The 11,645-nt window shown below is 67.3% G+C and carries 13 protein-coding genes and 1 tRNA gene; 12 read left to right on the forward strand and 2 right to left on the reverse strand.

The genetic code is table 11. The features are described 5' to 3' along the window. Positions 1-16: 16 nt before the first annotated feature. The 7 genes from ASF87_RS09340 (at position 17) to ASF87_RS09370 (ending at position 5,483) form a co-directional block, all read left to right on the forward strand. Complete coding sequence (locus ASF87_RS09340; protein ID WP_056375617.1) at positions 17-1,339, forward strand: cysteine desulfurase; 1,323 nt, start codon at positions 17-19, stop codon at positions 1,337-1,339. Further along, positions 1,336-1,770, forward strand: coding sequence for a Fe-S cluster assembly sulfur transfer protein SufU (sufU, locus tag ASF87_RS09345; RefSeq protein ID WP_056375618.1), 435 nt, complete (start codon positions 1,336-1,338; stop codon positions 1,768-1,770). Before ASF87_RS09340 ends, sufU begins: the two co-directional genes overlap by 4 nt. A gap of 31 nt (positions 1,771-1,801) precedes the next feature. Beyond that, a complete protein-coding gene (locus ASF87_RS09350; protein WP_056375619.1) occupies positions 1,802-2,746 on the forward strand; it encodes a GNAT family N-acetyltransferase in 945 nt (314 codons plus the stop codon). A 57-nt stretch (positions 2,747-2,803) separates the two neighbouring features. Then, positions 2,804-3,445 carry an NADPH-dependent F420 reductase gene (locus ASF87_RS09355; protein ID WP_056375620.1) on the forward strand — a complete coding sequence of 214 codons (642 nt, stop codon included), beginning with the start codon at positions 2,804-2,806 and terminating at the stop codon, positions 3,443-3,445. 185 nt (positions 3,446-3,630) lie between these two features. After that, complete coding sequence (locus tag ASF87_RS09360; RefSeq protein WP_235558912.1) at positions 3,631-4,248, forward strand: GntR family transcriptional regulator; 618 nt, start codon at positions 3,631-3,633, stop codon at positions 4,246-4,248. 115 nt (positions 4,249-4,363) lie between these two features. Next, the gene (locus ASF87_RS09365; protein WP_042537114.1) at positions 4,364-4,609 is read left to right on the forward strand and encodes a hypothetical protein; all 246 of its coding nucleotides are present in this window, start codon (positions 4,364-4,366) and stop codon (positions 4,607-4,609) included. A gap of 10 nt (positions 4,610-4,619) precedes the next feature. After that, positions 4,620-5,483: a hypothetical protein gene (locus ASF87_RS09370; protein ID WP_235558913.1), complete on the forward strand. Its 864-nt coding sequence runs from the start codon at positions 4,620-4,622 to the stop codon at positions 5,481-5,483. Position 5,484: 1 nt separating this feature from the next. Here the strand turns inward: ASF87_RS09370 and ASF87_RS09375 are convergent, their stop codons facing one another. After that, positions 5,485-6,324, reverse strand: coding sequence for an SDR family NAD(P)-dependent oxidoreductase (locus tag ASF87_RS09375; RefSeq protein WP_056375622.1), 840 nt, complete (start codon positions 6,322-6,324; stop codon positions 5,485-5,487). A gap of 128 nt (positions 6,325-6,452) precedes the next feature. On the opposite strand from ASF87_RS09375, the gene ASF87_RS09380 reads away from it, so the two are divergent. Both ASF87_RS09380 and ASF87_RS09385 read left to right on the forward strand, forming a co-directional pair. Beyond that, positions 6,453-7,034, forward strand: a complete 582-nt coding sequence (locus tag ASF87_RS09380; protein ID WP_056375623.1) for a hypothetical protein — start codon at positions 6,453-6,455, stop codon at positions 7,032-7,034. 66 nt (positions 7,035-7,100) lie between these two features. After that, positions 7,101-7,173 (forward strand) — tRNA-Arg (locus ASF87_RS09385). Positions 7,174-7,246: 73 nt separating this feature from the next. Here the strand turns inward: ASF87_RS09385 and ASF87_RS09390 are convergent. Further along, a complete protein-coding gene (locus ASF87_RS09390; RefSeq protein WP_235558914.1) occupies positions 7,247-8,293 on the reverse strand; it encodes a LacI family DNA-binding transcriptional regulator in 1,047 nt (348 codons plus the stop codon). Between the two features lie 168 nt (positions 8,294-8,461). On the opposite strand from ASF87_RS09390, the gene ASF87_RS09395 reads away from it, so the two are divergent. The 3 genes from ASF87_RS09395 to ASF87_RS09405 all read left to right on the forward strand — a co-directional run bounded on the left by ASF87_RS09395 (position 8,462) and on the right by ASF87_RS09405 (position 11,644). Then, complete coding sequence (locus tag ASF87_RS09395; RefSeq protein WP_235558915.1) at positions 8,462-9,787, forward strand: extracellular solute-binding protein; 1,326 nt, start codon at positions 8,462-8,464, stop codon at positions 9,785-9,787. Positions 9,788-9,849: 62 nt separating this feature from the next. Then, complete coding sequence (locus ASF87_RS09400; protein ID WP_056375625.1) at positions 9,850-10,734, forward strand: carbohydrate ABC transporter permease; 885 nt, start codon at positions 9,850-9,852, stop codon at positions 10,732-10,734. Positions 10,735-10,738: 4 nt separating this feature from the next. Continuing rightward, positions 10,739-11,644, forward strand: a complete 906-nt coding sequence (locus tag ASF87_RS09405; RefSeq protein ID WP_082508817.1) for a carbohydrate ABC transporter permease — start codon at positions 10,739-10,741, stop codon at positions 11,642-11,644. The last annotated feature ends 1 nt before the right edge of the window (position 11,645 follow it).

The following is an 11,645-nucleotide window of genomic DNA, read 5'->3' on the forward strand; positions in this document are numbered from 1 at the left end:
ATGAGAAGCTAGAAGGATGAGCCTTTCCCGCGAATCCGACGTGATCGCCCCATCGGGAGGTGGCGCTCTGACCGACGTGGAGGTGCGGCGCCTCCGTGAGGACTTCCCGATCCTGCGCGCCGAGGTCAACGGGCATCCCCTGATGTATCTGGACTCGGGTGCCACCTCGCAGCGTCCGTTCGCCGTGCTCGACGCCGAACGCGAGTTCGCCTCGACGCTGAACGCCGCCGTGCATCGCGGCGCACACACCCTCGCCGCCGAGGCGACGGAGGTGTTCGAGGATGCCCGTGCGACCGTGGCGCGGTTCGTGGGCGCCGACGAGGGCGAGATCGTGTGGACGTCGAACGCCACCGAGGCGCTCAACCTCGTCGCCTATTCGATATCGAACGCGTCGCTGGGACGCGGGGGAGCGGCTGCCGAGCGTCTTCGGCTGCGTGCGGGCGACGAGATCGTCACCACCGAGATGGAGCACCACGCGAATCTCATTCCGTGGCAGGAGCTCGCGGCCCGCACGGGCGCGACCCTGCGGGTGATCCCGCTCGACGACGACGGAGCCCTCCGACTCGATGCGGCCGCCGACCTCATCACCGAGCGTACGAAGGTCGTCGCGTTCACGCACGTGTCGAACGTGCTCGGCGTGATCAACCCCGTCGAGCAGCTCGTCGCCATGGCCCGCGCGGTCGGCGCGATGGTCGTGCTCGACGCCTGCCAGTCGGCTCCTCATCTGCCGCTCGACGTGCGCGCGCTCGATGTCGACTTCGCCGTGCTGTCGGGACACAAGATGCTCGGCCCCACCGGCATCGGGGCCCTCTACGGGCGGCGCGAGCTGCTCGAAGCCATGCCGCCGTTCCTCACGGGCGGTTCGATGATCACGACGGTCACCACGACGGAGGCCGCCTATCTCCCACCGCCCCAGCGCTTCGAGGCCGGCACCCAGCGGGTCTCGCAGGCGGTCGCGCTCGCCGCGGCGATCGACTACCTGACCGCGGTGGGCATGCCGCGCATCGCCGCGCACGAGGCAGCCTTCGGCAGACGACTCGTCGAGGGGCTCACAGCGATCGACGGGGTGCGCGTGCTCGGCGCCGGCATCGACCTGCCGCGCGTCGGGCTCGCGAGCTTCGACGTCGACGGCATCCACTCGCACGACGTGGGCCAGTTCCTCGACGACCGCGGCATCGCCGTGCGCGTGGGACATCACTGCGCGCAGCCGCTGCATCGTCGTCTCGGCATCACCTCGTCGACGAGGGCCAGCACATATCTGTACACGACCCAGGCCGAGATCGATGCAGTGCTCGACGGCGTCGAGGGCGCGATCGACTTCTTCCGGAGGGGCGCATGAGCGACCTGCAGAACCTGTATCAGGAACTCATCCTCGACCACTCCCGCACCCCGCACGGGTTCGGGTTGCGCGGCGAGATCGCCGCGCAGTCGCACCAGGTGAATCCGACCTGCGGTGACGAGGTCACCCTGCAGGTGCATCGCGCCGACGACGGCAGCATCGAGGCGCTCGCGTGGGAAGGCCACGGATGCGCCATCTCGCAGGCATCCGCGTCGCTGCTCGCCGAACTCGCCGAGGGGCTCACGGTCGACGAGCTCGAGGTCCGCATCGCCGCGTTCCGCGAGGCGATGCGCTCGCGAGGCAAGATCGAACCGGATGAGGAGCTGCTCGGCGACGCCGCCGCCCTCGGGGGCGTCTCGCGCTATGTGGCGCGAGTGAAATGCGCCATGCTGGCGTGGGTCGCCGTGGAGGACGCACTCCACAAGGCATGAGCCTCGGCGCCATGCGGTGCAGGATGGACTCATGCCTCTTGACCTGACCCCGCTCAGCGCAGACCGCTTCGACGACTGGCTCGAGGCCACCAGAGCGCGGCTCGTGACGCTTCGGCAGGAGTCGGGGATGTTCATCGGCGAGGATGCCGGCTCGCACGTCGATGCCGTGCTGGGGGACCTGCTCGCGGCCGGCCACGAGACCGAGACCTCGCTCATCCTCACGATCGATGAAGAGGGCACACGCGTCGGCACGGTGTGGCTCGCCGCGAACAGCGGGGTGCTGATCATCGTCGATCTCGCGTTCGCGATCGATCCGACCGCGCGACAGCTCGACGAGCTGCTCGATGAGCTCCGGTCGTTGGCACGCAGGCAGCACGTCGGTCGCCTCAGCATCGCGTTGCACTCCTCCGACACCGCGGGCAGAGCCTTCGTCGAGGGACGAGGCTTCGAGGTCGCGTCGATCCAGATGCTTCTCGAACCTCTCCCGCCTCGCGCGCCTCACGCGTCCGGTGGCCTTGTCGTGACACCGATGACGCCCGAGCGATTCACGAGCTTCGCCGCGGCATCCGAAGCGGCCTTCGCCGAGGATCTGGTGTCTTCCGGCCGGTATTCGGCAGAGGATGCGGTGGTCGAGTCGCACCGGCAGATGGAGCTCGAACTTCCCGAGGGCATCGATTCGGAGGGGCAGGAGCTCTTCACGGCTCACGTCGACGGCGACGAGGTCGGAGTGCTGTGGATCGGTGTGCGCCGCCGGGGCGGGCGGCCGCATGCGTTCATCCTCGACATCGAGATCGCGTCCGATCGGCGTCGCAAGGGCTACGGTCGCGACCTCATGCTCGCGGCTGAGCATGAGGCGTCACGGCTGGGAGCCGACTCGATCGGGCTGCATGTCTTCGGCTTCAACACCTCGGCGATCACGCTCTACGAGAGCCTCGGCTACCGCCGGATCGAGGAGCGGTTCCTGCTCACGGTGTGATCGGCGACACGCGGCGTCATGGGGGAATAGCAGGGCCGCCCACACGTTGGCCCGAGCATGACTACTCTCGGAATCATCGGTGCAGGACACATCGGCAGCCAGGTCGCACGCGTCGCCGTGGCCAACGGCTATGACGTCGTGATCGCGAACTCGCGCGGACCGGAGACCCTCGCGGGCCTCGTCGCGGAGCTGGGCGATCGGGCGACGGCCGCGACTGCTGCCGACGCCGCCGCCGCGGGCGACGTCGTGGTCGTCACGGTGCCGCTCGGCAAGATCGACCAGCTGCCCGTCGAGCATCTCGCCGGCAAGATCGTGCTCGACACGAACAACTACTACTTCGAGCGCGACGGGCACATCGACGCCCTCGACCGGGGCGAGACGACCACCTCGGAGCTTCTGCAGGCGCAGCTGCCGACCTCGCGCATCGCCAAGGCGTTCAACCACATCTACGCCGCCGACATCACGACCGACGGGTCGCCGGCGGGCACGCCCGATCGACGCGCGCTCGCCACGGCCGGTGATGATGCCGAGGCCGTCGCCTTCGTCACCCGCTTCTACGATGAGGCAGGCTTCGACACGGTCAACGTCGGATCCCTCAGCGAGTCCTGGCGCGTGGAGCGGGGCCGGCCGGCGTACGTCGTACGACAGAACGCCGACGAGCTGACGGAGAACCTCGCGATCGCGAACCGTCTGCCCTGACGTGAGGGGAGAGGGGAGGGATGCCGGCGGCATCCGCTCTCCTCTCTCATGTCAGCCGTCCGACGAGGCACGGAACGGTAACATATGCGTTCCGTTGGGATACCAAACTTGTCGGACGGATCGGCGAGTGCGATAATTCCGGCATGGTGGGGGTGGGGACTACCGGCGAACTCGAGTCGGTGAGGGTGACGCGCGTTCTCCGCGACGACATCGTGCTCGGTCGACGCGCCCCCGGATCCCGGCTCATCGAACGGGACATCGCTGCGGAGCTCAACGTGTCGCGGCTGCCCGTGCGCGAGGCGATCCGCACGCTCGTCGGCGAGGGAGTGGTCGTCGCCCGACCACGCAGTTGGGCAGTGGTGCGGGAGTTCACGCATGATGACATCCGGGACTTCGGAGAGGTCCGAGCGGCGATCGAGACGCTGATCTTCGTCTTCGCCGCCGAGCGCCACACCGACGAGGGGATCGCGCGGCTTCGGGCGGCCTACGAGCGCGAGTTCGCCGCCGCATCCGCCGACCAGGTCGAAGCCGCCCGCATAGCGGCGGGCGAGTTCCACGAGATCGCCGCCGAGCTCGCCGGCAACGAGATGCTCGGCGAACTCATCTCCGTCTTCGTCACGCGCCTGCGCTGGCTGTTCGGACAGCACGACGATCTGCTCGGAATGGCCGAGGAGCACCGCCTCATTCTCGACGCTGTCGCAGCGCGTGACACCGACACCCTCCGCTGGATGATCCCCCGCCACCTCGCCAGCGGTCAGGAAGCCGCGGAACGGCGCCTCAGCGATCAGGCGTACTCGATCTGAGCATCCATCTGTCCCGCCCCGCACCGAGCGCGCACCGGTCTGGAGAGTGATCTCGGGCGGGGATATATTGGCCCTACGGAATCGTTCCGGAAATCGTCGTGTCCTGGGGAGCGATATGAGAGGCGTTGCCGTCGTCGCCGGTGGGCTGCTGCTCCTCGGCGGAACGGTGCTCATCGCTGTCGCCGATCAGCAGCGCGTGGAGGCGCTCGCCGAGGCGAGGGCGGCCGTCGTCGAGGCCGAAGAGCGGCTCGACGCCGCTCACGAGGTGAACTTGCGCCTCGCAGGGCAGCTGACCACGCTGCGCACGGCCATCGCCGAACAGGAGACGCTCCTCTCCGACACCTCGGGTCTGCTGCCATGAGGGGATCTCTGTGATCCGACGGGTCCTCTCTGTCGCCATGGTCGCCGCGCTGATGCTGGGTGCGGGCGTCGTCGCTCGCGCCGTCGCTCTCGACGAAGACAGGGCGGCCGTGATCGCCGAGCTGCAGTCGCTTGCGCAGTCGACTCGGACGGCGCAGATGCGCACCGACCATCTCGAAGGGTCGATCGCGATCGCCGAGAAGGACACCGCTGCGCGCGCCGCCGTGCTCGAGGTACGGCCCGCGTTCGTCGCTGAGATCACCGCGCTGAGAGTGGCGATGGAGGGAGCAGACGGCAAGATCGACACCTCGGCGCACCGGGCGGCCGCGATGTCGGCGCAGGAGTCCGTCCTCGCCGAGCGGAAGAACCCGGCAACGGTCATCGCCGCCACCGCCACCGTGCATGCGCTCATCGACAGGGTGGGGCAGGACATCGGCAGCTGGGAGGCGGCGCAGTACGCGGCGCCGTCGGGCCCGGCCTGGTCGTCGAGCGGGCCGGATGGATTCGCGCGGGTGCGCGCCGCCCTCGACCGGGTCGGAGGAGGGGGCGTCGGCCTCTACGAATCGGCCTCATGTGCGGGAGGCACCGCGCCGGCGTGCGCGAACAGCAGCGGCTACATCAAGTACCGCGCCGACATCGTGGACTGGAGCGTCGACCGGCTGAACTGGGCGATGGCGCACGAGCTGGCCCACATCTATCAGTTCCGGGTCTGGGGCGCCCTGACCTCGTCGGACGTCTACTACTCGTCCTTCGGCGGCGACCCCGAGTTCCTCGCCAACTGCATGGCGGTCGTGCGCGGCTACCCCGGGTCCATCGGGTGCGACAGCGAGCAGCAGTCGTGGGCGTCGGGGATCTGGGTCGGCGCGGTCCGCTGAGTCAGGCGATCGGGGTGGTCGTGTCGATGGCCTCGCGCAGAGGGCCCCGCATGACCCGCCAGTAGCCCGTCGGTGCGAGGCGTGCGAGAACATCGATCAGCCGCGCCTCCCTGCCGACCATCGTCCGCGCGCGGCGACGCTCTGTCGCCTGCACGATCAGCGCGGCGGCATCCGTCGGCTCGGTGTGATACATCGCTGCCTGCGCCGCTGCGGCGCGCGCGGCGACCGCCGGATCGATCGCGGCCGCATATCTTCCGTGCAGGATGATGCCCGTGCGCACGCCGGCGGGGTAGACCGCACCGACCGTCACCGAGGTGCCCTCGAGTTCGTGTCGCAGCGCCTCGGAGAACCCGCGCACGGCGAACTTGCTCAGGGAGTACGGGATGCGTCCGGCGGGCGCGGCCAGCGCGTACACGCTCGCAAGGTGCGAGATGTGCGCAGCGGGTGCCGCACGCAGGGCGGGCAGCAGCGCCTTCGTGATCGACACCGTTCCCCAGAGGTTCACATCGGTCAGCCAGCGCATCTCCTCCATGGTCAGCTGTTCGAGATCTCCGAGCATCGACGAGCCCGCGCACGTGATCAGAGCGTTCACGCGCGGATGCGCTGCGGTGATCTCGTCGGCCGCGGCGAAGACGGCGTCGTCGTCGCGCAGATCGACGATGTGCGTGGTGACGGTGGAACCCCCGAGTTCGGCGGCGAGGGCCGCGAGCCCCTCGGCGTTGTGGTCGATGAGCGCCAGATGCACGCGCCGGCGCGCGAGCAGGCGGGCGATGTCGGCGCCCATCCCACTCGCAGCGCCGGTGATGACCGTCGTGCTTCCGGTGAGCGTGAGACGCTTCATTGCACCCCTCCTGGCGGCGATCCGAGCAGCAGCCGGTCGCGGAGCAGGTCGCGGAGACCCGATTCCGATCCATTCTGGCCCACTGCAACCGAGAGCGATACCGGTACGCTCGAAGCAAGGAGGTAGCGGTGGGACGAACTGCAGATGCCATCGCAGAAGGCGTCGCGATCGCGACCGCTGCGGCGCGCCTCGCCGTGAAGAATCACATCCTCATCGGCACGATCGCCGAGAACGGCGTCTTCGACACGGACAAGTACATCGCCGATGCGCGCGAAGCGCTGCGGGCGATGGCTGAGGAGTCCGAAGAGGTCGAGCGCAACATGACCGAGTTGCGCAAGCGCGCTCGCGGGCGCCACTCCGACCCCTCGGGAACCCATGACTACCGGGACCGCGATGTGCGCAACCTGCGTCGGCGGGCCAAGCAGTCGCACGGGGTCGCGACCAAGCTGCGCGACATGATGGAGGATGAGGCCGCATTGCGTGTCATCGTCGAGGAAGCCCGCGAGGGCGCCTGGGCCGACGTGCGGCACAACCTCGATCGTCGACTGCGTGTCGAGGGCATGCGGCCCGATCAGGACCCCGACTACGAGCGGATGCGCGAGGCGCGGATGCAGGCGCTGCGCCTCGTCGATCTGCAGGCTCTGTCGTCTCTGCAGCGCGCGAAGGCCAAGCGCAAGAAGAAGCAGAACACGCCCGACGGTGACGACTGAGCCCTCGTTTCGCTTTCGCGTCGCGTCTGTTGTAGGCTGTTCTACGGCCCGCTGAGCGGTCCAGGAGCGCCCGTAGCTCAATGGATAGAGCATCTGACTACGGATCAGAAGGTTAGGGGTTCGAGTCCCTTCGGGCGCACATCAGTTGAAACCCCCGTCGCGAAAGCGGCGGGGGTTTTGCGTTGCCTGCCCGGTGAGATCGTGTTCGGCGATCAGTCCCGACGCCACATCTCGCCGAGGGTGGAGGTGCGCGGGAGCAGGCGCGGCTCGAGCGTCACGCTGCGGGCGCGAGCTCCCGGGTCGGCGATGCGCTCCAGCAGCAGATCGGCAGCGACGGCTCCCATCTCCTCGCCGGGCTGGCTCACCGTGCTGATCGGGATCGCGCTCTCCGATGCGAAGTGGTTGTTGTCGTAGCCGGTGATGGCGATGTCGCCCGGCACCGAGAATCCGGGCACCTCGTTGAGGATCTGGATCAGCCCGATCGCCACGAGGTCGGATGCCGCGACGATCGCGTCGTACGTTCCCGCACCACGGGTGAGGATCTGCCTGCCGGCATCCCGCCCGTGCCGGATGTTGACGCCTCGGGTCTCGAGGATCTCGATGGTGGCCCCGGGGTGGGCGGCCGTGGCCTGCTCCGCCCCTTCCCAACGCTGGTTGACCGCTGTCAGGAACCGCGGTCCACCGACGAAAAGCAGCCGCCTGCGGCCGAGGGCGATCAGGTGCGACGCGGCCAGTGCGCCTCCGTGGCGCTCGTCCACGGTGACTCCGGGGTAGGCGAGCGAGGGTGACTCGAAGTTGACCAGGACGGTCGGGGTGGTGCGGTTCTCCGGATGCGGCGACTTCGCGAGCGCCGTGTCGAGAGGGGCGAGGATGATGCCGGCCACCCGCGAACGATCGAGGAGCTCGAGGTTGTGCACCTCGCGGTCGGGGTCGACGTCGGAGTTGACGATCAGGACGTCCATCTTGTGGCGGCGCAGCGCACGCTCGGCTCCACGGGCGATGTCGACGAAGAACGAGTTGCCGAGGTCGGCGAGCACCAGCCCCACCGATGTGCTGTTTCCCGCGGCGAGCGAACGTGCGGCGTCGTTGCGCACGAAGCCCAGCTCGGCGATGGAGGAGAGCACCTTGCGCCGCGTGGCCTCGCGCACCTTCTCGGGGTTGTTGAGGGTGTTCGAGACCGTGCCGAGCGCGACACCGGCGTGGGCCGCGACGTCCGCCATGCTGGGCTTCGATCGCCCGGAAGGGGGAGTGTCGGTCACGTCTTCCTCCTCGGCATCCTCGCCATGACCTGGCTCTTCAACTCTAGAGCATGTCAATTCATGAAGCGCTTCATTTCTGATCGGTAACGGTCTTGACAGTCTCTTTTTCTGTATGGCATGGTGTGAATGAAGCGCTTCAAAAGAGGCGTCGCTCTTCAAGGAGGAACAGTGACCACAGCAACGAGGCGCGCCCGTCGCCTTGCCCCCGCAATCGCGCTCATCGGTATCGGTGCACTCGCGCTCTCGGCCTGCTCGGGCAGCTCCGGAGGATCCGGATCGGAATCCGGCGCCGGAGACGGAGAGTTCACCTACCTCGGCCAGACCGAGAACACCACGATCATCACCACGCTGGAGACCCTCGCGGGCGACCAGTGCAAGGCCGCCGCCGACGCCGCTCCGCTGAAGTCCGACGACATATCCGGCACTCAGTGGGACCAGCAGCTGCAGCTGCTCGCGAGTCAGGACGGACTCTCCGACATCCAGATGGCCGCCGGAACCCCGGCACTCATGTCGGAGTTCATCGACGGCGGCAAGGTGCTCGACCTCTCGAAGGCGCTCGACGACCTGGGGGTGTCCGACCGTCTGGTGCCCGCTGCAGAGTCGACCGTTAAGGCGCTCTATGGCGACGGTGCGCTCTACGCGCTGCCGACGGAGTTCAACATCGAGGGCTTCTGGTACAACAAGGAGCTTCTCGAGACGAACGACGTCGAGGTACCACAGACCTGGGATGACCTCGTCGACGCCGCGTCCACGCTGAAGGAGGCCGGCGTGCAGCCGTTCGCCACGGCAGGCAAGGATGGCTGGCCGGTCACGCGGCTCGTCGGTGACTACATCTTCCGCACGCTCGGCCCCGACGCCCTGCAGAAGGTCGCCGACGGCGACGCCAAGCTGACCGACCCCGAGTACGTCGAAGCCGCTGACGCGGTCGCCGAGCTCGGCAAGGCCGGGTACTTCGGTGACGCGGTCGGTTCGATCGACTACAACGCCTCGCTCAACCTGTTCCTGTCTGGCAAGGCCGCGTTCTACTACATGGGGAGCTGGGTGCTCGCGAACTTCAACGACGAGGCACAGAACCAGATCGGCGCCGACAACATCGGCTTCGCGCGGTTCCCCGAGGTCGAAGGCGGCGCAGGCAGCATCGACCAGATCCCGGCCAACGTCGGCATCCCGGTGATGCTCGCCGAGAAGAACTACGACGACGACTCGGCCGCTTGGCTGAAGTGCATCGCCGAGGGCTACGGCGACACCGCGCTCAACGACAGCGGTGTGGTCTCGGGCTTCGTGGTCGACAACCCGCCGTCCGACCTGCCCCCGACGACCCAGATGGTGCAGGAGGAGATCGCGAACGCTCCGTCCAGCGTCCTCTGGTTCGAGGCGCTCTTCACTCCCAAGGCCACCGGCATCAGCCAGAACAACGGTGCAGGTCTCGCCAACGGAAGCCTCTCCGGCGAAGAGTTCATGAAGCTCGTCCAGGCAGCCAACGACGAAGGCTGACCCACTCCCGGGGCGGGCGCCGCTCGCCCCGGGACCGTCGTCGTCGCATCAGGAGATCCACCATGCACAAAGTCCTCGGTGACAAGCGCGCCATCTTCGTCCTTCTCGGACCCGCGCTGCTCGTCTACTCGCTCGTCATGCTCGTCCCGATCGTGTGGTCGCTGTTCTACACGGTGCAGGACGGCAACCCCATCACCGGCTTCACCTTCAACGGGTTCGCCAACTTCACGAAGTTCTTCCAGGACCCGGCCGCCTGGGACGCGATCTTCTTCACGCTGAAGTACGCCCTCATCCTCACGGCGCTGCAGGTGATCGTGGGGTACCTGCTCTCCCTGATGTACGTGTTCTGGCTCCGCAAGGGGTCGGGGATCATCCGCACGATCGTATTCTTCCCCGTGGTGCTGCCCACGGTGGCGGTCGCACTGCTGTTCCAGCGCCTGTTCGAGGCGGCGCCGACCGTCGGTCCGGTGAACTCGTTCCTCGGCATCCTCGGCGTGCAGAACCTCGACTGGTTCGGCACCCCCGACGCATCGTTCTGGGTCATCATCGCGATGGACCTCTGGAGGTCCATGGGCTTCTATGCCGTGCTTCTCTACGCCGGCCTCGTCGACATCCCCGATGAGCTCATCGAATCGGCGCGCATCGACGGCGCATCCGGATGGAAGCTCATCCGCACGATCATCCTTCCGCTGTCGCTGCCCGTGCTGCTGTCGTCGATCATCTTCAGCATCAACGGCACGCTCAAGGTGTTCGACACCGTCGTCGCCTTGACCAACGGCGGGCCGGGCAACGCGACCACACCGCTGACCCTGTACATGTTCCGCACCTCGTTCGCCTACGGCGACTACGGGTACGGCAGCACCATCGCCCTCATGCTGACGATCCTGTGCCTGCTGTTCACGGTCTTCATCTTCCGCTCCACCCGCCGCGATCTGACGAAGGACTGAACCAGTGAGTGCGACAACCGCCATCGTCACGGGCACGCCGCTGCCCACCCGCCGCGACGTCGACCCGAACCGCCGGGGAGCCCGCGACTTCTTGCGCCGGCTACCGATCCGGCTGCTCATCGCCGTGCTGCTCATCGTCGAGATCTACCCGATCCTGTGGATGATCCTCGGGTCGTTCAAGACGCAGAACGAGTTCCTCAACGAACCGTTCTGGGCCCTGCCGCAGTCGTGGGACATCGTGAACTACGTCGAGGTGTTCACCACGGGTGAGTTCGGCAAGTACATCGTCAACAGCGTTCTCGCCGTCTTCCCGTCGCTCGCGATCATCCTCGTCTTCGGCACGGCCGCCGGTTTCGCGCTCGAGGTGATGGTGTGGAAGGGCAGAGGCACCGTCCTGCTGCTGTTCCTCGCGGGCATCATGGTGCCCGCGCAGATGATCCTGCTGCCGCTGTTCACCATCTACTTCCGCACGAACATGACCGGCACGCTGTGGCCGCTCATCATCACGTACGTCGCGTTGGGGATGCCGTTGACGGTGTTCATGATGGCGACGTTCTTCAGATCGGTGCCGCGCGAGGTCTTCGAGGCGTCGACTCTCGACGGAGCCTCGATCTTCCGCTCGTTCTTCTCCATCGGGCTGCCGCTGGTCAAGAACGCCCTGTTCACGATCGGACTGGTGCAGTTCTTCTTCCTCTGGAACGACCTGCTCATCGCTCTGACGTTCACCAACAGCAGCGATCTGCGTACCATCCAGGTCGGGCTGCTCAACTTCACCGGGGAGTACGGTGCGGTGCAGTACGGGCCGACCTTCGCCGCGATCTCGGTCAACGTGCTCGGAACACTGCTGATCTACGTGTTCCTCAACCAGCAGGTCATGAAGGGCCTGACCGCAGGATCGGTGAAGGGCTGAC

This window comes from Microbacterium sp. Leaf161, assembly GCF_001423645.1.
GTDB classification, from domain to species: domain Bacteria; phylum Actinomycetota; class Actinomycetes; order Actinomycetales; family Microbacteriaceae; genus Microbacterium; species Microbacterium forte.

Coding starts and splice junctions, on each gene's coding strand:
- ASF87_RS09340 (WP_056375617.1), top strand. CDS start 17: ATGAGCCTTTCCCGCGAATCCGACGTGATCGCCCCATCGGGAGGTGGC.
- sufU (WP_056375618.1), top strand. CDS start 1,336: ATGAGCGACCTGCAGAACCTGTATCAGGAACTCATCCTCGACCACTCC.
- ASF87_RS09350 (WP_056375619.1), top strand. CDS start 1,802: ATGCCTCTTGACCTGACCCCGCTCAGCGCAGACCGCTTCGACGACTGG.
- ASF87_RS09355 (WP_056375620.1), top strand. CDS start 2,804: ATGACTACTCTCGGAATCATCGGTGCAGGACACATCGGCAGCCAGGTC.
- ASF87_RS09365 (WP_042537114.1), top strand. CDS start 4,364: ATGAGAGGCGTTGCCGTCGTCGCCGGTGGGCTGCTGCTCCTCGGCGGA.
- ASF87_RS09375 (WP_056375622.1), bottom strand. CDS start 6,324: ATGAAGCGTCTCACGCTCACCGGAAGCACGACGGTCATCACCGGCGCT.
- ASF87_RS09400 (WP_056375625.1), top strand. CDS start 9,850: ATGCACAAAGTCCTCGGTGACAAGCGCGCCATCTTCGTCCTTCTCGGA.